12 protein-coding genes are annotated in these 21,533 nt (G+C 45.8%); 7 read left to right on the top strand and 5 right to left on the bottom strand.

What is annotated here, in order from left to right:
- The first annotated feature begins 297 nt into the window (after positions 1 to 297).
- On the top strand, positions 298 to 3,732 hold the full coding sequence (locus ICL80_RS00845; RefSeq protein ID WP_194214257.1) for a prolyl oligopeptidase family serine peptidase: 3,435 nt from the start codon (positions 298 to 300) through the stop codon (positions 3,730 to 3,732).
- On the opposite strand, the gene ICL80_RS00840 is transcribed toward ICL80_RS00845, so the two are convergent.
- The 3 genes from ICL80_RS00840 to ICL80_RS00830 all read right to left on the bottom strand — a co-directional run bounded on the left by ICL80_RS00840 (position 3,733) and on the right by ICL80_RS00830 (position 9,511).
- Positions 3,733 to 5,703, bottom strand: a complete 1,971-nt coding sequence (locus tag ICL80_RS00840) for an alpha/beta hydrolase family protein (RefSeq protein ID WP_194214256.1) — start codon at positions 5,701 to 5,703, stop codon at positions 3,733 to 3,735.
- A gap of 112 nt (positions 5,704 to 5,815) precedes the next feature.
- Complete coding sequence (locus ICL80_RS00835) at positions 5,816 to 7,603, bottom strand: hypothetical protein (RefSeq protein ID WP_194214255.1); 1,788 nt, start codon at positions 7,601 to 7,603, stop codon at positions 5,816 to 5,818.
- Between the two features lie 9 nt (positions 7,604 to 7,612).
- The gene (locus ICL80_RS00830) at positions 7,613 to 9,511 is read right to left on the bottom strand and encodes a hypothetical protein (protein ID WP_194214254.1); all 1,899 of its coding nucleotides are present in this window, start codon (positions 9,509 to 9,511) and stop codon (positions 7,613 to 7,615) included.
- A gap of 213 nt (positions 9,512 to 9,724) precedes the next feature.
- Here ICL80_RS00830 and ICL80_RS00825 point away from each other — a divergent pair, with 213 nt between their 5' ends.
- Positions 9,725 to 13,147, top strand: a complete 3,423-nt coding sequence (locus ICL80_RS00825; RefSeq protein WP_194214253.1) for an acyl-[ACP]--phospholipid O-acyltransferase — start codon at positions 9,725 to 9,727, stop codon at positions 13,145 to 13,147.
- Positions 13,148 to 13,376: 229 nt separating this feature from the next.
- Here ICL80_RS00825 and ICL80_RS00820 read toward each other — a convergent pair whose 3' ends face one another.
- A complete protein-coding gene (locus tag ICL80_RS00820) occupies positions 13,377 to 13,982 on the bottom strand; it encodes a TetR/AcrR family transcriptional regulator (protein ID WP_194214252.1) in 606 nt (201 codons plus the stop codon).
- Between the two features lie 108 nt (positions 13,983 to 14,090).
- Between ICL80_RS00820 and ICL80_RS00815 the strand changes: the two genes are divergently transcribed.
- Positions 14,091 to 16,583 (top strand): DUF2339 domain-containing protein, encoded by a 2,493-nt coding sequence (locus ICL80_RS00815; protein ID WP_194214251.1) that lies wholly within the window; start codon positions 14,091 to 14,093, stop codon positions 16,581 to 16,583.
- Positions 16,584 to 16,644: 61 nt separating this feature from the next.
- Positions 16,645 to 17,067 carry an amidohydrolase family protein gene (locus ICL80_RS00810; RefSeq protein ID WP_194214250.1) on the top strand — a complete coding sequence of 141 codons (423 nt, stop codon included), beginning with the start codon at positions 16,645 to 16,647 and terminating at the stop codon, positions 17,065 to 17,067.
- Positions 17,068 to 17,267: 200 nt separating this feature from the next.
- On the opposite strand, the gene ICL80_RS00805 is transcribed toward ICL80_RS00810, so the two are convergent.
- A complete protein-coding gene (locus ICL80_RS00805) occupies positions 17,268 to 17,696 on the bottom strand; it encodes a MerR family transcriptional regulator (RefSeq protein WP_194214249.1) in 429 nt (142 codons plus the stop codon).
- Between the two features lie 76 nt (positions 17,697 to 17,772).
- Here ICL80_RS00805 and ICL80_RS00800 point away from each other — a divergent pair, with 76 nt between their 5' ends.
- The 3 genes from ICL80_RS00800 (at position 17,773) to ICL80_RS00790 (ending at position 21,328) form a co-directional block, all read left to right on the top strand.
- A complete protein-coding gene (locus tag ICL80_RS00800) occupies positions 17,773 to 18,405 on the top strand; it encodes a cation transporter (RefSeq protein WP_194214248.1) in 633 nt (210 codons plus the stop codon).
- A 31-nt stretch (positions 18,406 to 18,436) separates the two neighbouring features.
- Complete coding sequence (locus ICL80_RS00795; protein WP_194214247.1) at positions 18,437 to 18,685, top strand: MFS transporter; 249 nt, start codon at positions 18,437 to 18,439, stop codon at positions 18,683 to 18,685.
- 237 nt (positions 18,686 to 18,922) lie between these two features.
- Positions 18,923 to 21,328 (top strand): TonB-dependent receptor, encoded by a 2,406-nt coding sequence (locus tag ICL80_RS00790; RefSeq protein ID WP_194214246.1) that lies wholly within the window; start codon positions 18,923 to 18,925, stop codon positions 21,326 to 21,328.
- Positions 21,329 to 21,533 lie beyond the last annotated feature (205 nt).

The following is a 21,533-nucleotide window of genomic DNA, read 5'->3' as shown; positions in this document are numbered from 1 at the left end:
ATCTTGAAGGTAAGGCCTTTTAAATACTAAGTTTTTACAATTTTTTATCCAAATAAATAGTACTCACCCCCGCTCCTTTTCTATACTCCGAAGGCAGAGGCCACAGGTTCGAATCCTGTCGGGTGCGCCATTATCTTACTGAAAAATATAGACTTTTCAATAAGTATCTCTACGGAACTTTCCATTTTCTGAAAAAATAGCGCACTGGAAGCGCAAAAAGATGAAAACCTCATCTAGTTTACATCTCTAAAAAGATGTTTAAGGTTGTGCTTACATGAATATGGCATGGGGGTCTGTATGTTTCATGTTTGCGCTAGGCTATCTGTCGTTTTATTTAGTTTTCTAGTTTCCTCTCAAATTTGGGTAACGTCCACGAGCTATGCGCAGGAATACGGTGCTGCAAGAGATGTCGCGTATCCGTATTATGAGCGACCGAACCAGATTCCGGTACAGGCGTTCGCAATCGACCCAGCACTGTCAAATGCAAAATTGTCCCCCGATGGCACTCACATGATTGTTTTAGAGAGTAGCGGAGGACGTTCGTTTGTCGCTGTTAAAGCAATTGAACCGGAAGAGGATGAGCCTCACCCAAGGTTCTTGCATAGTGATGGTGATTTGGAAGCAGTGCACTGGCTCAGCAATGACCATATTCTGGTGCAGTCTCGCCGGTGGCGGTACGATAGGAAAAAAGGTGGTGTACCGAATCTTGTGCTTCGCGTTTTTCCGAGAAATAAGGCCCACACATCTTTTGTGAAAACCTTTGATGTCTATGAACCTGAAGCGATGGTTCGCGATGTTATCTTGCACACGCTACCGGAAGAAAAACACAAAATTCTTGTGGCACTGAGTGAGGATGGCAAATCTTATCCCGGTGTTTACAAGTTAGATATTAATGACGGCGCTCTGGAGTTGGTTGAGAAAGAACATGAGCATATCTCACGCTGGATGACTGATGCAGATGGTAATCTGCGGCTTGGTTTTGGGGCCCATAAAGAAAAAATAGTCATGATAGTAAAACCAACGGCTTTTTCTGACTGGGTTGATTATGGCGACAACGCCTCTTTTAAAGAGGGTAGCTTTCTCCCCATCATGTTTGAAGGTGACGGCGCGAACCTCATCGTTAGTTCAGCAATCGCGAATGGGCGCTTTGCTGTTTACCGGTTTGATCTCTCACTTGGTAAAATGACGGACAAGATTTTCGAGCACCCCACAGTTGATATTTGGGATCTTGAAGTATCTGCGGATAATAAAAAACTTCTAGCGGTTACTTATTGGGAAGATCGCCTGAAACGGCACTTTTTAGACGCGGAGTACGAGAAAACATTATCTGCCATAGAAGCAGCTCTTCCCAAGAGAAACAATCAGGTTTTAAGCCAAACATTAGATGGCCGATATTGGATGCTTAAGTCATCCAGTGATAAATACCCTGGCGTTGTATATTTATTTGATGCCCTTACCAAAGAGTTGGAAGCCATTGAGGAAATCAATGAGCACTTAAACCCTAAACTCCTCTCACCCGTTAGCATGCTAAGATATTATGCAAGGGATGGTCTCGAAATTCCTGCGCTTGTCACCAACCCGATTACGCAAGCTGACCATGAAGCTGCCCCCTTGATAGTTCTTCCGCATGGTGGTCCTCATACGCAAGATCAGTGGGGCTACCACAGGCTGGCGCAGTTTTTAGCAAGTCGGGGCTACCGTGTATTGCAACCAAACTATCGTGGCTCAACAGGTTTTTCATTTGAACACCAAATTCTTGGCGTGGGCGAGTGGGGGGATGGCACGCTGAATGACCTTATTGACGGTGTGGACCATATGGTTTCAGAAGGACTGGCGGACCCAAATAGTGTATGTATCATTGGAACAGATGATTTTAGTGGATACACAGCTCTTCTGGCGCCTTTAAAATATCCCAAAACTTTCACCTGCGGAGTTTCCTTTTCTCCGATTCCTAAACTTGATACTTACCTCAAGATATCACGCTTTCTGTATGGTCGTGGTGCTGAGCGGGTGATCAAAGGCGATAAAAGCAGGGGTGACGTTTATGATATTTCGCCTATGGAATATGCAAAAAAAGCCACTCGACCCATTATGATATTCTATGGCCTCCGCGATCCATTTATCTCTGGCAAGGAGATACTCGAGTTCGATAAGCGAATGAAAAAGTCAGGCGCTCCTTTTGAGCTGTTGAGCCATCCTAGAGAAGGACGGGGTATCCGTAGACAAGAAGTGCGCGCAGCAGTTTACCAAAAGCTAGAAGCGTTTCTTGCAACCCATATGGGAAAACCAGACCAGTCAGCATTTCGGCTTGATAGAAGGGCAGTTGAGGACGTTGAAACAAATGTTGCACTTGTAGAGAAGAGAGCATCGGTTTTAACGAAACATGAGGTGATGGAGCGTTGCCTACCGACACGGTTTGTGCCGCTTTATATACTTGATAAAAAAAGAGCACCAGAGAAAGCTGTATACTGTGAAGCCTTGCTGACGGAGTATAAAGGTGAACTCTCTAGCGAGCAGATAACGGATATTTCCTTAGTGCTGGCACGGCTATATTTTGTTGATAAACAGTCTGATCGGTTTATTGAATATTTACAGCAGGTGGCCAAACAAGTGGAAGCAAATAAGAATGGAAGTCGGTTTTCCATTCATAATAGAACAGTCAAGATGCTTCAGGTTATCAAGCTTATGCATGAAAATGACTTCGCGGGGGCTCTTGAAGCGGTCAAAGATATTAGCTCCAATGACCCAAATTATTTTTGGTCGAGGGCTGTAGAGCTATACATAGCGAATGAGCACAGAGATTTACCATCCTATATTGAGGCACGTAAACAGCACTTCAGATATGGTTACGCAAATCCGCGGCATTATGATGATTATTCGAAGCTCTTGATAGAAAAGGGTGAATATGAAGAAGCGCGTCGAGCGATTTTTAACTTTCTGTCTGACCATGAAGATAGAATGATCGCCGGTAAGTTGTTGGTTGATCTTGCCGCTGTAGAACTTCTGGAAGGCCGTTATGAGGAAGCTATGAGTTTGCTAGACGCTATTAAGAGCAACTCTGCGACCAAAGAAATTGACCTGCCTGCGCTCTATCCGACTATTTTCACATCTAAATTCACCGGTAAGTTAATAGGGATCGATACAGAGCAGTTAGATAGTCTGTATGCCCTCTATTACTTTGAAAAGGATCAAGTTCCAGAAGCTCTAAAGTATAAGGTTGTGATACAGAATGACTGCCTGAGAACTTACTGTGAAAAGCTAAACCTATATATCGCCAAGCATAATGAGGATGAGCAGGCTATCAGTGAATGGGAGTATCTACTTGGTAGGAACCGCGCCAATTACCCTACTCAGTATTCTAAGCGTGATTGGCTCGATGGGCTTGTGCTCTTGTTACCGACAATACCCCTCGACGCGTTTGAAATGTCTGTTCAGCTTGAACCTGTAAAAATTATCCCTCGCGATAATGATGTCTATAGCTTCTATTTTGATAATAGTGCAGCCTTTGATGATGACACATATTGGTCAAAGGCGATGGAAGCTGCCGCAAAATTGGCGAGTGAGAAACAGGCGCATTCATTTGTGGTGGTCGATTCCTACCATGCGGGCGTGTTGCAGCGGTATAACGAGACATATTCCTATTTGGGGAATAAAGACCGCCGAGTGGATATAAAGCTAAGTTTTATGCTCGTCGATGAGCTACCTCCCTTCAGGCAGCTGGTAATGCACTGATCAGCCAATCGTTTCTTGAAGAAGATCGAGAGATTTGCGCAGAAAGATCTCTCGGTGCTCCTGCTGTAAGAGAAAGTGTGATCCGCCTTTAAGCCAGATCAGTTCGTGTGGTTTCGTATACTTCTTCAAAGCAGTTGACATGAGAGCGCTATGGATCGGGGCAACGCGGATATCTGATGAACCATGTAGTATCAAAAGCGGCATCGATACTTCTTTGCCTTGTCTGCTAGGAGACTGGGCATAAAGGTCTTTACGTTTCTTGCTACCGACAGTTCGGTACATGAGGGTTTTGCGCTCTCCCTTGCTGGAAGCAACTGTGTTTATCCAGAACTCAAGGTCTGAAACGGGCGCAAAAGATACAGCACACTTGAAGGTGTCACTGTTCTTGAAGGCAGCGACAAGCGCGGCGTAGCCACCGTAGGAGCCACCAACAATGCAAAAGCGGTCTTTGTCAGCATAGCCTTCATCGACGAGCCAGTCGGCAGCATCAACAAGGTCATTTTGCATGGCAAGTCCCCATTCCCCGTATCCGCGAGCTTCGAACGTATCGCCGTATCCGCTTGACCCACGGTAGTTTGGCTGCAAGACGCCGTATCCACGATTGGCGAAAAAGTGTGCCCAGTTATCATAGAGCATCATGTCTCTGACCCATGGGCCGCCATGAGGCATGATAATGAAAGGCAGATTGTCTTTTTTGCCGGATGGCAAAGTTAAATAAGCCGGTATTTCCAGTCCGTCCCGGCTGAAAAACTTTACGGCAGTCATGCTGTTAGGGTCAGGCGTTATATCTGAGGTAGTTTTGGTTTCGATCAGGGAGAGTGCGTTAGAAGATTTATCATAGATATATAGCTGTGCAGGCTTAGTGGCGGATAGCGTTTGAACAAGCCAAATATTGCCTGTGTCATCAATGTCAGAGATGATGATGTCTGCACCGTTCAATAAACTTTGTAGATGTTCATAATCTGCTTGAAAGGCCTCATTTAAAAACTCAATAGTTGGCTTATGGTCCACATAAGTTGCGCCGAGGATGGTCTCACCGTCATTGGTGAGAAGAAGTGTGCCGGCGTCCAAAAAAGGATGTTCAAACATTTTTTTGTTGATGACCGTGCGGTCCATATCAAACCGGTAAATCACGCTTCTGCCTTTTCCAAGGGATGAACGCAAGTACAGGTTTTTTCCCTTATCATCAAAGCCAAGAACACCAAATCGGCCTTCTTTAAAGAGTGGGTGGTCGCTTAAGGTGTTCCATTTTCCTGTGTCAGCTTGTTTGACCTTAATTTCCATCCCGTCATCGCCCCAGCCGCTAGCAAGACGAAGGTTGCCACTTCGGTCAACGACCCAACTGGTGAATGGCTCTGTAGGGGCGGCCAGTTCTTGTGTTGCTCCAGTGTGAACGTTGATTTTATAAACGCCCGGGTATTCACCGCCGTCAGGCGCAAACGCCATGATGAAGTGCTCTGGATCATCCGGCAGGGCATGTAAAAAATCATCTGAGTTGTTCGCAAGAACCACAGATAGTGGATATTCCAAAATCAGGACCATCTTACCAGTCGTAATATCGCTTATATAAATTTGCCTGGTTAGGCCGCTCACGCGGCTTTTGGTCTTCTTTGTGGATGTGACGTTCAGAATTGGTGCCGTCTCTGGAATCCGGGTGATGCTTGTTATGATCTGTGTGTTATCCAGCCAGGCATGCCAGTTAAAGAGACCAGAGGGAAATTGGTAAGTTTGGATGGTGTCAGTCTCAGCCACGCCACGTTTATGGACGTTAAGCTGGAAGGAAGCACCGTCCATTTTCCAGATTGAGTAATGGCTCCCATCTGGTGATAAGCTGGCACCAAGATATTGGTCTGCCTGACTGAAATAGCGAATAGCTTCTTTATCAGTCAGCTCTGAAGCTCTGATAAAGCTACCAGAAAAGAGTGAAGCTGTAAGTGCAATCGCCAGAAAAGCGCGAAACGAATAAGCCACCAATGTTAACCCCCAAATTACACACATTTGAAGTTACTGGTTATTCGTGTGAGCGCAAGCCTGAACTGTGTGTAGCAGAGCAAAGATTTTGAGTAATTTTCGATCACTCTGGTTAATTCAGGATTTTAAGAGGGGTATCTACTATCGTTAATAAAAGTATTGATGCCTGAGCCCGAAAGTTAGGGTCTTTAGCCTTTTTAAGTATGGAAACTGCTCGTGGCCAACTGCCCATTTGCCCTATATTGCTGATTACATCTATCAATTGTTGGGGGTTTTGTGACATCAGTGCTTGTTCTGATAATTCTTCTAAAATCTCCATAGCGGCTGCCTTGTCACCACTCTGGTGTATGGTGGACGCTAGTTTTAGACGCAGCTTATGCTGCTCATTCTCTTGTGCTGATTTTAATTGATTTGTCAGTAATTCTATTTGCTCTGAATAGGGAGAAATCAGGAATTGTAGTTTCTGTAATTGTGTTCTCGCAAGTTGCTTCTTATGTCTTTTTATCTGTTCATTCAGCAATTTTACGACACTGACCGGAACTGTATATGAGTGATTATTTTGCACGATGTTTAATAGATTTAACCATGCCAAGTGTTGCTCATCAGTATTTATAGTAAGCTTGAGTAGTTCCGTGAAATTATCCCAATCTTGATCGTGTAAAGCCATAACACTGGCTCCACCTGCGATAGCGCTTTTATATTTATTACTAAAGCGTTGTTCAGCAAGGGCCTGGACACTACTAATGCCACCAGTACCAAAGGCACAAAACCCTAAAGCGCGTATTAAATGGTGTTCATGGAATTCATCTGGTTTGGAACCGTATTTTTCGGCTAGCTTTGCAGTTTTTGGAGCTGTTTCACACCATGCTTTCCCATCTGTGTCGCCACCATGCCCAAGCCACCCACCATAAAAGGCTTGGGCTCGCGCTCTTCGCAAAGGGTCCATTATCCATTTAAATAAATTAGGTGCTATTTCTTTGATGTTTGATGGGTTTTCGTAAGCATATTTTTCAAAGAAGATTGGCAGTTTACTTTTTGATCTGTTTTTTGGATCACTAAGGGCTACAATTTTGTAGGCTATATCGGTTGGTGCATGAAGTAGCGCATCCTTTGTATAAATGTTTGAGTTTACATTTACCCATTTAGACTTTTCGTAGCCCTCAATCATTTTAAAATACAGAGCATATTCACGCAGTCTTAGAGCCTCTCTAGCTACATATTCCAATTCATAACCACTGGGAGCTTGGTAGTTTGGCAATTCATCAAACCAAATCTTTTTAAGAAGGCTTACCGCTTGATCCTTTTCCCCTCTGTCGTAGAAAGCTGTTACTTGAGGCAACAAACTTCTATAGGAGCTTCTTTTGGTTTGTACTCCATCTTGGATGGGCCAAGGTAAAGTATGGATTAGTGATAAGGCCCCTTCAGCTTTTTCATCTTCGCCAAATCTACGATATGTCTCTGCTATCTCTTCCAACACACCAGAAGCTGCGTCCAGATATGTGGGAAGAAACACTTCCATGTTTCCATAAATAGTCTTGGCCACGTCATCAAAACATGGGCCAGGGGTACGGCGAGGAGGAAAAACTTTAAACCCAGCCGTCAATTGCTGGTGTTTTTTGGCCGCAGAAACATGGTCTAAAGTATCTTTGTTTTTTGGGTTCAATAAGAACTTAGTGACTTCGACTGCTTTCGTACATTGTTCGGCAGCCATGTAACTATAAAGCATCGATTTTGTCAGAGCGTCATTATCCTGCCAGTCAGGAATATCAGTGAGGGATTCCTCCAAAACAGCAGTGATCAAGTCAACAGGCTGACCTTGCACATGGTCTTTTTCATTGCAGCCAAATAAAAGGGCAAAACTTAAGCTGGTGAGCCATTTAAGGTGTTTTTTGAGTAACATAAATCCCTACTACTTCTTGCCTTCCATCTGTGCTCTAGAGAGCGCTTTATATATTGCTTCTAAGCCTTCAACTTTTTTGTACATCTCTTGTGCTTCACGCTCTAGGTCAAGGTATGCTTGGCTTCTGGCTTCAGGATCATAAGCGCTTGGGTTTGCTGCAATTAAGGCTTTCTTCTGTCTAGCAAATTCCATCAACTCATTAATGGCAGCATGGTATGCCAGCTTAGCCTCTTTTACCTCAGGACTCTCCGGGTAATGAGATCTACTAGGAGGGGTTATTTTCTCAACAGTGAATGTATTTACAGTATTACCATTAATGGTGGTGAATTTGTTTTTTCCTTCAGGCCAGATCTCATTTCTATATGCGATCAGTACATTTTTACGTTTACTACCAGCAGTTTTTCTATCAGCCATCAGGCGAGGCGGGGTCACTTTAATGTCTGATGGCAGGGTATAGCCTCTTCCGTCATTGAAGGGTAAGTCTGTGTCAATGCGGAAAGTCCCAAACGTGTTAGCCGCTTGGTATCCAATGTTTGAAAAGCCATAATGGAAATAGTGTCCACGATTTATGCAATCAATGACTTTATCCGGCGTAAGGCCACTGTTTTTAGTTTCTTTATGTAAGTTTGTTTCTACCCCTACAATAGTCGAGATGACAGTGTTTACCTTACGAGCGCGAATTAGCACACATTTCCCATCTAAACTTACAGGGCGTATTTCATCTTGCTGGTATTTAGATGGGAAAAAGGGCGCATATTTCTCCCTAAAAGGGGCAGTATCAAATTCGGAAATATCGCCTAACCCAATGATCATTAGGTCCGCCACTTCAGCTATTCCAGCTTCTAGTAAATTGCCGGAAAAAGTAACTGCACTGAGATAAGTATGATTAAAAGCAATAAGATCATTATTATGGTTCAATGTACCAGTATAATAGCTCTGAGTAATATTGTTGTTTCTTGATATGAGCCGATCTTGGCCTTTTTTGAACGCCCAGCGATCATATTCTCGCGTAGTTTCATTAGGCCCTTTAATGCGTGTATCACCAAGGGTTGTTCCTCTGTAGTCTCGACCTTCAGCTTGATCGTCAACAGCCTGTATTGCCGAAGGGGTTTCACTTTTGAACTCTGTTTGCGCAATCGCCTTTAGAAGCTCTAGCCTAGTGGCCCCAATATACTGTCCATTCGTTAAAAGTGTTGAGAAGGGGGGCTGGTATTCTTTTGCCATAGCAATGTGAGGGCTACCGAGAGCATTAACAGCAAACTGTTTCCGCCCATATTTAGCTACGTTCGAGTACCCGAAGTGATAATAGTGGCCACGGTTAATGCATGATCCTATTGAACTCTGCTTGCGTCCAGTTAAGTGGTTAAGGTTATCCCTGAGAGCTATAATGAGAGTACGAATGATCGTGTTATCGCTACGTGTTCGTATTACACGGCATGTATTATCAGATGTTGTAAAACTGTCTTGCTCTTGGCTTTCTCGGACCTCTGTAAAGCTTCTATATTTTTGTTTAAATTCAGGTGTCTCTGAATTTGCTATATCGAAAACTCCAACCACTAGAATGTCAGCGTCTGTTTGGGGAGCATCCATAATGATTTGTTGAGGAAATAATTCTTTGCCCAAGTCATCTACGATAGTTGTCAAAAAGCGTTCATTAGAGCTGATATTGCCAGCAAATGCTAAACGTTGCCGCCCGCCATACTGATCATAAGGGCTTCTTTGCGCCAGCCCTGAAAACGTTGCTTGATCTTGCGAAAAAAGGAACTTGTCTAGGTGTTTGACTTTATTCACTGTGCTTTGAGGTGCGCCTATCTCTTCTAATGCCTTATCAAGGGCTGGTGTCTCTTGCGCATGAAGTTGAAAGCAAAAAAGAAAACTAAACGTGATCGCATAAACAATATGTCGCATTGATCCTCCCCACTTGGATCGTTTGTAATTGTTTGGTGTACTTTACCAACCTACATATGATTAAATTTAAGAACCATAATCAATTCAGAACATGGGCTACTCTAATAAATATTTCAAAGTATAGAAAGGCTTATGCGTTTATATAGTTTGCGTATGCTGGAAAGACTTTTTAGAGTGTTTTGAATGTGTTAATATTGGGGGAGGCAAGCCGTTATGGCCGAGCCACAGTTAGAGCTTTTAAAGAAGAAGCGCTTTTTACCGTTATTTGTGACCCAGTTCTTGGGTGCTTTTAATGATAATCTTTTCAAAAACTCATTAATTCTTCTTTTCACCTATGTGGTCGCTGCCGAGATGCAGGTAGAGCCTGAACTGCTGGGCACAGTTGCTGCAGGCCTCTTTATTTTGCCTTTCTTTCTGTTTTCTGCACTTGCCGGGCAACTGGCGGATAAGATGGAAAAGTCGGGCCTCATACGTCGTATCAAGATGTTAGAGGTAGCCTTGATGGTGCTCGCAGCTATCGGCTTTCTGTTTTCAAATACCTATATGTTACTCGCGGTTTTGTTCCTTATGGGGGCCCAGTCCACATTCTTTGGACCACTGAAGTATGGGATATTGCCTGACCACTTGAAGGAAGAAGAACTCATTGGTGGTAACGCCCTCATTGAAATGGGCACATTCCTGTCCATTCTCATCGGAACCATCATGGGGTTGGTGGTTCAAGCCCCAGGGGGTAAGGAAATAGTCTCGGTACTTTTAATCCTTGTGGCTGTGGGCGGGTATGTGGCGGCTCGAAAAATTCCTGCAGCGTCTGCTGGTATGCCGGACTTGAAGATAAACTGGAACTTTATCAGTGAAACAGTTGCTATCGTTGGTCAGGTGAAAAAGCGAGAAGTTCTATATCATGCTATTCTCGGTATCAGTTGGTTCTGGTTTGTGGGTGCTACGTTCCTCACACTGTTCCCGGCGTATGCGCAGAAAACCATCGGGGCAGAAGAAGCTCTAGTTACTTTGTTTCTTGCACTTTTCTCGATTGGTATCGCGGTCGGGTCGCTTGTTTGTAACCGCCTCTTGAAAGGCATGGTGTCAGCTCGTTTTGTCCCCATTGCAGCCGTGGTGATGGCAATTTTCTGTATCGATATGTATTTTGCGAGCAATCGCCTTGCGCCAGAGGGTGGAGGCCTCCTTACCGTGGCTGAGTTTCTTGCGATGCCGGCAAGCTGGCGTATTCTAGTTGATATGCTGGGGGCGGCTATTGCAGGTGGTATTTATATTGTCCCGCTTTATGCTATTTTGCAGGCTCGCAGCCCCAAGCCAATCAGGGCACGGGTGATAGCTGCAAACAATATTCTCAACGCTTTATTTATGGTCGCGTCTGCTGTTATCACAGCAGTATTGACGGGCATTGGTTTTTCTATTCCAGCTATGTTTCTTGTTGTTGGCATATTCAGCACATTTGTAGCTGTTTATATCGTACAGCTATTACCGCAAGACCTTGTGCAGTCGATTGTGCGAACCCTTTTAAAAACCTTTTACCGTGTTGAGGTGAAAGGGTTGGAGAACTATCAAAAAGTTTCTAACAAGACGGTCATTATCGCGAACCATACCAGCTTTCTGGACGGGCTTTTGCTGGGAGCATTTATCCCGCATCAGCTTACTTTTGCAATCAATACCCACATTGCCCAAAAATGGTGGGTTCGCCCGGCTTTCATTCTCTTTGATCTGTTAACACTTGATCCCACAAACCCGATGGCGACCAAGTCACTGGTGAAAGAGGTCAAGAAGGGTCGCCGTATTGTTATCTTTCCTGAGGGACGGTTAACGGTTACAGGCGCGTTGATGAAAGTGTACGAAGGGCCGGGAACGATTGCGCATTTGGCGCACGCTCCTATACTCCCTATTCGTATTGAGGGTGCTCAGTTCACCCCTTTTTCAAGGCTTAAGGGTGTGCTGCGCTTGCGCTGGTTCCCTAAGATCACTCTCAATATTCAGCCACCAGTTCGGTTTGAGGCACCAGAGGGCTTGTCTGCTCGTGGCAGGCGGCAGTGGCTTGCTGAAGCCCTTTATAACCAGATGTCAAACCTGATGTTTACAACGAGCAACACGGACCGCACGCTCTTTGAAAGCTTGATCGACGCGCGCAGTGTACACGGCGGTAAGCAAGTTGTTCTTGAGGATATTGAACGTAATCCGGTCAATTACAAAAAGCTTATTCTTGGTTCTTTTGCGCTAGGGCGAAGATTAAAGAAGAACACTAAACCGCGTGAAATTGTTGGCCTCTTTTTGCCAAACAGTGTTGGTGCCGTTGTGACCTTTTTTGCATTGCAAGCCTATGGTCGTGTACCTGCCATGCTGAATTATTCAACGGGTGTCAAAAATATTAAGGCAGCTTGTACGGCGGCAGAAATTAAAACCATTCTAACGTCAAAGCGTTTCATTGAAGCGGGTGGAATGGAAGATATAGCTGCGGTGCTATCAGATAAATACAGGCTGGTGTATCTGGAAGACATTAAGGAAAAGGTGGGGCTTGGCGATAAGCTGTTTGCCCTAATTGCGCGTTTATCGCCTGAGTTTTGGCACCACCGTATGAGCCAAGGTACTAAACCAGACGAAGCTGGGGTGGTGTTATTTACGTCAGGCTCTGAAGGTATGCCGAAAGGCGTGGTCTTGAGCCATAAGAACATCCAGTCAAACCGTTTGCAGCTTTCCGCCATAGTTGACTTCACACCCTCTGACACGGTCTTTAACGCTTTGCCGATTTTTCATTCATTCGGTCTGACAGGTGGTTTGCTTTTGCCTGTTCTCTCTGGCTTGAAGGTATTTTTGTATCCGTCCCCGCTTCATTACCGAATAGTGCCAGAGCTGGTTTATGAAACAAATTCCACTATTATGTTCGGGACAGATACATTCCTCTCTGGTTACGCCCGCTTTGCCCATGCCTATGACTTCTATTCCATGCGCTATGTGTTCGCGGGGGCAGAAAAGCTAAAACCGGAAACCCGCCGCCTGTATGCAAATAAATTTGGTGTACGTATTTTCGAAGGGTACGGAGCCACTGAAACATCGCCCGTGCTCGCAGTGAACACACCAATGCATATAAAGCAGGATACTGTTGGGCGGCTGCTGCCGGGAATCCAGTACAAGCTTGAGCCGGTACCGGGCATTGAGGAGGGCGGCAAATTGGTTGTAACCGGCCCTAACATTATGATGGGTTATCTGCGAGTTGATAAGCCAGGTGTTTTAGAGAAGCCTGAGGGTGGCTGGTACGACACAGGTGATATTGTCGAGATTGACACAGAGGGCTTTGTTGCCATCAAAGGGCGTGCCAAGCGCTTTGCTAAAGTCGCCGGTGAAATGGTGTCCCTAACCGCTGTTGAGGGTGTTGTTTCTGACCTTTGGCCTGATGAAGCCCATGCTGTAGTGGCTGTATCTGATGTCAAGAAGGGTGAGCAGCTTGTGTTGCTAACCACGCGAAAGGGAGCAGAAGGCAGTGAAGTATCCGCCAAATTGCAAGCCGAGGGCATGTCAGGGCTTATGCTACCAAAATATATCAAGGTGGTGGACGAAATCCCTGTCCTCGGAACTGGCAAAACCGATTATGTAACAGCCCAGCTTCTTGCCGATGAATACGCGAGTTAGTACTAATGCTTGGTGTATATTGCGGTTACCACGTAAACGGCAGCGTCCTGTATTTATGTCCCGTTGAATACGCTAGCCGCCTATTAAAGCTTCGTCAGTCCAGAGTTGTGTACCGCCCATTGTTGGGGCTAGTATATTTGGTCGTTGACCTCGACCTGTACCCGTAACTGTCAGTAATGTTACTGCAATTAATGTTAGGAATATGAATGTAAGGTTATGCGAGGCTTGTTCATGAGTGCTTTAAACCTTTTAAGAAAGTCAAAATCATATAGTCGGCCATAGCTTTTGCGTCTTTGCTGCCCATGGCTTCCAAGCTTTTTTCCATACCCAAAACAGCAATGCCGTGCACGCCGCACCACAGTGTATGGGCTGCATACTCCGCTTTTTCTTGTGCGTCAGCTTGGCCTACAAAGAGAGGCATCAGGGCGCGCTCAACAACAGAGAAAGGCATCGCAACTTTTTCCAGATACCAGTTTGGCAGGGCCTTACCGTCCGCGCTGACACGCTCCAGAATAGACCCCCAAGTGTTCGGGTTCTCTGTCAGGAACTGGAAATAGGCACCACTTAAGGCAAGGAAGTCTTCTGTGACATCTTTTCCCTGCACAGTATCTTTAATAACGGCGTAAAGCGCATCAAGCGTGCGGGCTTTAACGTGCAAGCTCAAATCATCCAAATTATCAAACAGGTTATATATGGTGCCGACAGAATAACCGATTTCCTTTGATACGCGCCGTGCAGTAAGAGATGTAATCCCTTCTTTTTCAACGATTTTTTCTGCAGCATTCAGTGCCATTTCAAACAGTTCGTCGCGGCTATGGTCAGATCTGCGGCCCATTGGAAACTCCATAAAATTAAACAGTGTTCATTTTTATATTGAACAATGTTCACAAATGCAATAATAACAATTGAACATCGTTCATTTATTGATTCGCAGGAGGAAAAAATGGAACGAGAACAAGAGCCATGTGGCTCAACTAATGGCACACAAATGCCAGAACGAATGGAAGGGGACCTGTCATCCAAGTGGATGATGTGGATCGGCGGTATTGCTCTCGCCTTTGGCGGGGCCTTTATGGTTAAGTATTCTATTGATTCAGGCCTTTTACATCCGGTTATCCGGGTCTCGATAGGGGCTGTATTCGGACTTGTACTTTTAGCGTTCGGGGAATGGGTGCGCCGCAAACAACAGGTTGTGAGCTGGCTCAAGGACCGGCCTAATTATATTCCCGGTGCAGTTGCAGCGGGCGGACTGTTTACACTCTTTGCCTCGGTTTATAGTGCTTATGCCCTTTATGAGCTATTATCCTCAACCCTTACATTTGCGATATTGGCGCTAGTATCGCTTGGTGCATCGTGGCTTGCACGGATGCATGGCAGATATTTTGCCTATATTGGTCTGGTTGCGGGTATGGCAGTGCCCCTTATGGTGTCTGCTAATGTACCAAGTGCATGGGGACTGTTTCCATATTTGCTTGCTATCATCGCAGCTAGTCTCTGGGGTGCTCGTCAGCACCGCTGGACAGATATTACGGTTGCGTCGCTTGTCATCGCTAGTGGCTGGGTTGTGAGTTGGATTGCCACAAACTGGCATGCAGGCGACATTTTGCCGGTAGGGCTTTTTGTTTTGGCTCTCGGTGGTATCAACCAGTGGATGCTTCGTGGTGCAAGCTCAGAACGGACGACGGACAGTTCAGTGTTAGGACTGTTTCCAAGTCATCCGATCAGCATATTGTCAGATTGTATCATGGCTCTTTGTGCCATTCTGCTTGTTGGTATGGTGCGTCTGGAGCATTATAGTCTTGAAGCATTGTTGCTGGCGGGTTCTGGTCTTGTTGGCCTTTTATATGCCGCTGTTCCTGTTAGGACGCGCTCTGAAGAATGTGCCGAATATGATACAGGATTTGTGATCGGCCTCCTCGGTAGCCTGTTTTTGCTCGCAACGTGGCATTTGCCGTCACTCGCTAACCTCACAGATTTTATGGGGCAAACAGCATCGAATACCTTTGCGCATTTACCTATTAAAGCGCCCGGCTTTGAAGTGTTTCTCATTGTGTCAGTCGGGCTTGCTGGACTGGTTGGTATTGTTGCATACAGTCGCCTCGGGGTACTTTTCCGTAAAGGTTTGTGGGCTTCTATTGGGGCAGGGTATCCGATAATCATTTTGCTCATCGATTATTGGCGGATGGACGGCCACAGTAATAATGTGCCGTTTGCGGCTATCTCTTTTGTTATGGCAGTTCTCTTTGCTATTGCAGCAGAGCAGTGCAACCGAAAAGCAACATCTGAATGGAGAGTGCCGCTGGCCGTCTATGCGGCTGGTGCGGCTGGTGCCCTGTCACTCACGCTTGCTATTCTCCTTGAGGATGCTTGGTTAAGCTTTGCCCTTGCAACTGAAGTGTTAGCCTTGGGCTTTATTTGGAAGAAAACCGAGGTTAAGGGTCTGCGCACGTTGGCGATTGGCCTTGCTGCTATTGTTCTGGTACGTCTCTTCTTCAATTCGGCAATCTTTGGGTACGGCGATCCGGGTGCCATGCCTGTCATTAACTGGCTTTGGTATGGCTACGGCCTGACAGCTGTGATGTTTGCCTATGCGGCCAAACTGTTTGGTGATAATCAAAATGAGGACAGCCTGGTATCTGTTCTGAAAGCCGGAAGCGCTTTGCTGCTCATTGCCTTCACCACGCTTGAAATCAGGGTTCTGGTGTCAGACGGAAATCATCTGTTAGGCGATCCAACATCGCTGGAAGCAGCCCTTCAAACCATCAACTGGACAGCCGCAGGCGTTATTCTCTACTGGCAGGAGCAGAATGATAACACCGGTGTTCTCAGCATCGTTCGTAAGCTGATGACAGTGGTAAGCGTTATTGGGCTGATTGTTGCTGGTGGGTTGTTCAACAATATCTTCTTCCGTGAACTGAATGTTGGCGAATGGCCGATTGTTAACCTACAGCTGCTGCAGTTTTTTGTGCCTGCTGCTCTTTATGCTGCCAAAGTCTGGTTGGCCAACAAGGTAGGTGAGAAAGACAGTATGGTTCTTTACGGTCTTGTTAGCCTCCTTGCCAGCTTTGAATGGGTTACGCTGGAAGTGCGTCACATCTTCTACCCAAGTGGTGGCACAGGCCCCGCGAGCGATTGGGAGTGCTACGCCTATTCAGCTGCGTGGCTCTTATATGCTGTTACACTCATGATTGTTGGTATGCGCTTTGATGTTCGTAAACTCCGGATGGTTGGAGTTGGCTTGCTGGCTGTCGTTGTGGTGAAAGTCTTTGTGTTTGACATGAGCCACCTTGAAGGTATCGCGCGCGCGCTTTCTTTCATGGGGTTAGGTGTCGTACTTATCGCAACAGGCTATTTGTACCAATATTTTCGGCACATTCAACTGGGACGAATCATCGAAACTAATGAAGCTAAATCATCTGATAAACCGAAACAATAAGTCACTTCACATTTGGTTTAAATAAACACTGGCACCGCTGTTCTAGCAGCGGTGCTTAAAATTGAACGAAGACACAATTGCAACCATGCTGAAAAAGATGAAAAAGCAGGGCATTAAAATTGGTGTTGGTACAGACCTGATCGTTGACTGGATCAACTATATGCCACATGCCTATATCGACGAACTCAAAAGCCTTGTTGAAATTGGCTGTACAAACAGTGAGTCCCTTGTTGCCGCAACCAAAACCAGTGCAGAAATTCTGCGGATGGATGACCGGCTTGGCACCATTCAAACAGGTAAGCTCGCTGATATAATTGTGCTTGATGGCAACCCAGTAAAAAATCTAGATGACCTTGGCAAAGTTGATGCGGTGATCATTAATGGCCGCACTGTTATGCATGCAGGTCAGTTTGTTCTGCCTATACACGAACCTGTAGACCCACCCAAAAAACAAATCGGTGCAGCAAAAGTTCAGTCATATTAAATATGAAAAACTTCTCATCAATCGCAACTGTTCCCAAAGGGTTGTGATTGATGAACCTTTCGGGGGGCATGTGTTACACACCTCTGTGCCTCCCGAATTTTAGCCTTCATGAATAGCCTTTAGCGGTACCTGCCGATTACCTCTGTTCTGCGAAAGGCACTGGTGGAGTGTAATATGGAAGTGATACTAGCGAGTTGGCATCACTTTTTACCGTGTTTTTCACACAGGCTATGATCAGCTAGTACATGAATAATCTGGCAGTTAGCGACAGTGCCACCTTCACAGTGGCTAACAATGCGCTTTAATTCTGATTGTAGTGCTTGGAGTGAAGTGATTTTGCGCTCTACTTTTTTAAGGTGGTTGCGCGCGATATGGTCTACAGCATCACATGGTTGGTCTGGCTGATCTGCAAGGGCCAAAATGGCCTTGATATCATCGAGAGTGAAACCCATATCTCTGCTGTGACGGATAAAGTTCAACCGCTCAAGGTCATTGCGGTCATACATACGCCTGCCGTTTTCAGCGCGCTGGGCCAAAGGCATTAAGCCAATATCTTCATAATAGCGAACGGTTTGCACCTTGCAGTCAGTTTGCCTTGCAAGGTCGCCTATCATAAATTTTTCAAGCATGTTTTTTCCTCTTGCTCCTACAGTTACTATAGCATGTATGCCTGTATTCATGAATACAGATCAGAAAGGTATAACAATGTCTCATGGATGCTGCGGTGATGATGTGAAGTTTGATGGTGCCTCGCAGGCATACAAACGCGTGTTGCTGGTGGTGATTGCTGTTAATTTCGCCATGTTCTTGGTGGAAGTATCAGGAGGCCTTGCATCTGGCTCAATGGCGCTGCTTGCAGATTCGCTCGATTTTCTGGCAGACAGCGCCACCTATACAATTTCCCTTGTTGTTATTGGAATGTCGCTTGCTGTCAGGGCAAAGGCCGGTCTTTTTAAGGGCATTTCGTTGCTAGCTATTGCTGCATGGGTGCTGGGTAGCACTGTGTACCGTATGCTGGGTGACGCTGTCCCTGAACCCATAACGATGGGGACGATTGGCTTTGCAGCTTTTGCTGCCAATGTATTTTGTGCGCTTCTATTGATGCGCTTTAAGGACGGTGACGCGAACGTGCGCTCTGTTTGGCTGTGCAGCCGGAACGACGCGATTGGTAATGTGGCGGTCATATTGGCGGCATCTGGCATTTGGGTGACTGAGAGCATGTGGCCTGACCTGATTGTGGCGGGCGGTATGGCTGCTCTATTTTGCCAGTCTGCGATATTAATCATTCGGCAGGCCCGCACGGAGTTGCAGCAAGACCATGAAACGCATCAGCACTAATTTGCATGTGTTAGTAGGGTTACATTCGCATATGGGTGTGACACAAGGATTACTTGCTAAAATGGTGGTGGATAACACGCCCGATGATATGCGCGAAACGGCCTTTGGTTTCTTTAATTTTTCACAAGGGTTAGCGTTTTTGATAGCGAATATTATTGCTGGATATATGTGGGACCGGCATGGATCCGCCGTGACATTTTATATTGGTATATTCTTTAGCTTCATTGCGTGTGCGGCTGTTGTTGGTATGGCGTATCACACTAAAATGCAGCGCTCATAAAGTTTTCGCAGATTTATAAAAGGATTTTGGGTCTCTTGTGGCCCGCCACTATAAAAAATTAGATAATCAAGTGAACAGGTACATTCTGCAAGTATTTCATATGGTTATGGTATGAATCTTGTTAGTGGTAGAGAATATTATTAAGTACTATATAAATATATAATTAAGTTCCAGCTAAATTGTTTCGCCTCTTTGATTGTGTGAGTTTGAGGGAGGGAAAACAAGGAGGAACGCACCATGAGTATGCCATTAAAATCTAAAAAGGCGCGGCATGGCCTGATAATACACCATAAAAATTTACTCACACTCTCTACAGCTGGTTTTGTGCTTGGCGCTATGCTGCCACAGTTTGCACCGGCGCAGGCAGATGATGTCTCAGACATTGAGATTGAAGAAGTTGTGGTAACAGCAACCCGCAGGTCTGCATCAATTAACAAGATACCCATGAGCCTTGATGCTTATTCAGAATCTGAAATGGAAGCAAAGGGTATTAAGTCGATCGATGATGTGGCCAATTTTACGCCGGGGGTTTATTTTGCACCGGCAAATGATCTGGTAAGTGGCATTTCTATTCGCGGTGTTTCTTCAGGTGTAGGTGCTTCCACAACCGGTATCTACATTGATGAAACACCCATTCAGGTGCGCGCTGGTACAGGTGTCGTAACCCAGACAGCATACCCACAGATATTTGATCTGGAGCGGGTTGAAGTTCTGCGTGGCCCGCAAGGTACACTTTTTGGCACAGGTTCAATGGGCGGCACTATTCGCTTTATTACACCAGAGCCTGACTTAAACGAATATTCCGGTCAGGTAAAAAGCGAAATCAGCACAACTGAAGGCGGTGAGATGAGCTACGAGGCAGGTGCTGCGGTAGGTGGCCCGATTATCGAGGAAAAGCTTGGGTTCCGCGCAAGCATGCTTTACAGAAAATCTGGTGGTTACATAGATCGTGCACCGTTTACTGGTACAGATGTTACAGAAGAAGACATTAATGGTGAGGAAACACTTGTTTTCCGCGGCGCGTTGAAGCTTGCCGTTACCGACAACCTGACAATTACACCGTCTATCCTCTATCAAGATAGAAGCTCTGACGGTACAAATTATTTTTGGAGTGACCTCTCGGATACGGATTCTGCAAATTTTGTGACTGGCCACACGCAGGCTGAACCAACGGACGATAAATATGCGTTGAGCGCGCTTAAAATTGAATGGGATTTGGGCGGCGCAGAGCTGATCGCCAATACCTCTTATTTTGACCGGACTCTTGATCGTTCGTCAGACTATTCAAACTTTAACTGGGCAGCGCTCGTTGGTGACCCAACGCCGAGGGACCCGGTAAGTGATTACCGTGTGGCATCTTTAGCGGGCGTTGAGCAAAAAGACTTCACACAGGAACTGCGCCTGCAATCAACAAATGAAGACAGCAGGTTTCAGTGGGTTATTGGCGCTGTGTATCAGAGATCAAAGCTCTATACATACCAGGATGTTGTAGACCCTCTTTTGCCTGAACTTACAGAGCAAGTGTATGGCTGTTCAATCGAGGCGGCCGATTGTTTTGGTGACGGCCTGATCGACGGCGTTTACAGTGTTATCATCGACCAAACAGCGATCGACAAGCAGGCTGCAATATTTGGTGAGCTGGAATATGCGTTCCTTGATAACCTGAAGATGACAGTTGGTTTGCGGTATGCGCATACAAAGCTGGATTTCCAGCGTGAAGTGAGCGGTCCACTGCTTTGTAAAACCTGTAATGGGTTGCCTGAACCGCTTTATGGTTCCCCCCCGACAGAAAAGCCATTCACGCCCAAAATCTCCCTTGCGTGGGAGCCATCAGACGGCACTATGCTCTATGCTACTGCAGGTAAAGGTTACCGGGTTGGCGGCGTAAACTTCGCTTCACCAAATCCTGGTACACCGGGCTGCCCAGTTGGTATTGAGGCGCCAGACACATATAAGTCTGATAATCTTTGGAGCTATGAAGTTGGTGGTAACACCCGTCTTGCAGATGGCCGTGTGAAACTGAAAGGTAGTGCCTTCTACATTGATTGGAGCGATGTACAGCAGTATGTAACAAATACAGGCTGTATAACGTCTGCGTATAAAGACAATCTTGGCAGTGTGAAGATTAAAGGGTTTGATTTTGCGATTGCAGTACAGCCTATTGCAGATCTGCTTCTGGAGGCTTCCGGTAGCTATACTGACGCTCAATATGGTGAAACAGCGTACGGTGCACCAGAAGGTGGCACGGGTGCTGCAACTGTTATAGCAAACGATGGCAACTCCCTCGGTATTTCACCGTGGAATCTGCAGCTGTCTGGCCAGTATGATTTTGCCTTGGCTGGCAATAATGCTTATGTGAGGCTTGATTATACATATACATCACGCGATCAGGGCAATACTCCAGACCGGGATCCGATCACAACAAGCTATGATCCGGATAATATCGCTAATCCGGCTATCACTCTGCTAAGTGCTCGTCTGGGCGCCACTATTGGGGCATTCGATGTATCGGTTTATGGTACAAACCTGCTTCAGAACACGCCAGAGATGGGTCGTTTCCATGATGATGTGGGTAATCCGCTCTTTTACGCAACAACTGTTCGTCCGCGGACTATTGGTTTAAGTGCGGCCTATCACTTCTAGGCAGATAGCTTAGGTATTGTACCGCATAGGTAATCGATAAAAACAGCACGCGTGGCAGGTTCTGCCCGCGTGCAAGTGCATCTTTGGAAATTGATTTTGGTATGGCGCGCATCTGTGTGCACAAGTAATTGCTCACCAAGTTGAGGTTCGCAGTTTTAATCCCCGACATATAGCACTGAAGGCTATTTTGACTTTCATTGGTAAG

The sequence above is a fragment of the Kordiimonas pumila genome (assembly GCF_015240255.1).
GTDB classification, from domain to species: domain Bacteria; phylum Pseudomonadota; class Alphaproteobacteria; order Sphingomonadales; family Kordiimonadaceae; genus Kordiimonas; species Kordiimonas pumila.
The sequence above is the reverse complement of the archived record's forward strand: the minus strand, read 5'-3'. Positions and strand labels throughout refer to the sequence as shown.

What these genes read in the sequence shown, in the direction of transcription:
- ICL80_RS00845 (WP_194214257.1), top strand. Translation starts at nt 298, where the DNA reads ATGTTTCATGTTTGCGCTAGGCTATCTGTCGTTTTATTTAGTTTTCTA.
- ICL80_RS00835 (WP_194214255.1), bottom strand. Translation starts at nt 7,603, where the DNA reads ATGTTACTCAAAAAACACCTTAAATGGCTCACCAGCTTAAGTTTTGCC.
- ICL80_RS00830 (WP_194214254.1), bottom strand. Translation starts at nt 9,511, where the DNA reads ATGCGACATATTGTTTATGCGATCACGTTTAGTTTTCTTTTTTGCTTT.
- ICL80_RS00825 (WP_194214253.1), top strand. Translation starts at nt 9,725, where the DNA reads ATGGCCGAGCCACAGTTAGAGCTTTTAAAGAAGAAGCGCTTTTTACCG.
- ICL80_RS00820 (WP_194214252.1), bottom strand. Translation starts at nt 13,982, where the DNA reads ATGGGCCGCAGATCTGACCATAGCCGCGACGAACTGTTTGAAATGGCA.
- ICL80_RS00815 (WP_194214251.1), top strand. Translation starts at nt 14,091, where the DNA reads ATGGAACGAGAACAAGAGCCATGTGGCTCAACTAATGGCACACAAATG.
- ICL80_RS00805 (WP_194214249.1), bottom strand. Translation starts at nt 17,696, where the DNA reads ATGCTTGAAAAATTTATGATAGGCGACCTTGCAAGGCAAACTGACTGC.
- ICL80_RS00800 (WP_194214248.1), top strand. Translation starts at nt 17,773, where the DNA reads ATGTCTCATGGATGCTGCGGTGATGATGTGAAGTTTGATGGTGCCTCG.
- ICL80_RS00795 (WP_194214247.1), top strand. Translation starts at nt 18,437, where the DNA reads ATGGGTGTGACACAAGGATTACTTGCTAAAATGGTGGTGGATAACACG.
- ICL80_RS00790 (WP_194214246.1), top strand. Translation starts at nt 18,923, where the DNA reads ATGAGTATGCCATTAAAATCTAAAAAGGCGCGGCATGGCCTGATAATA.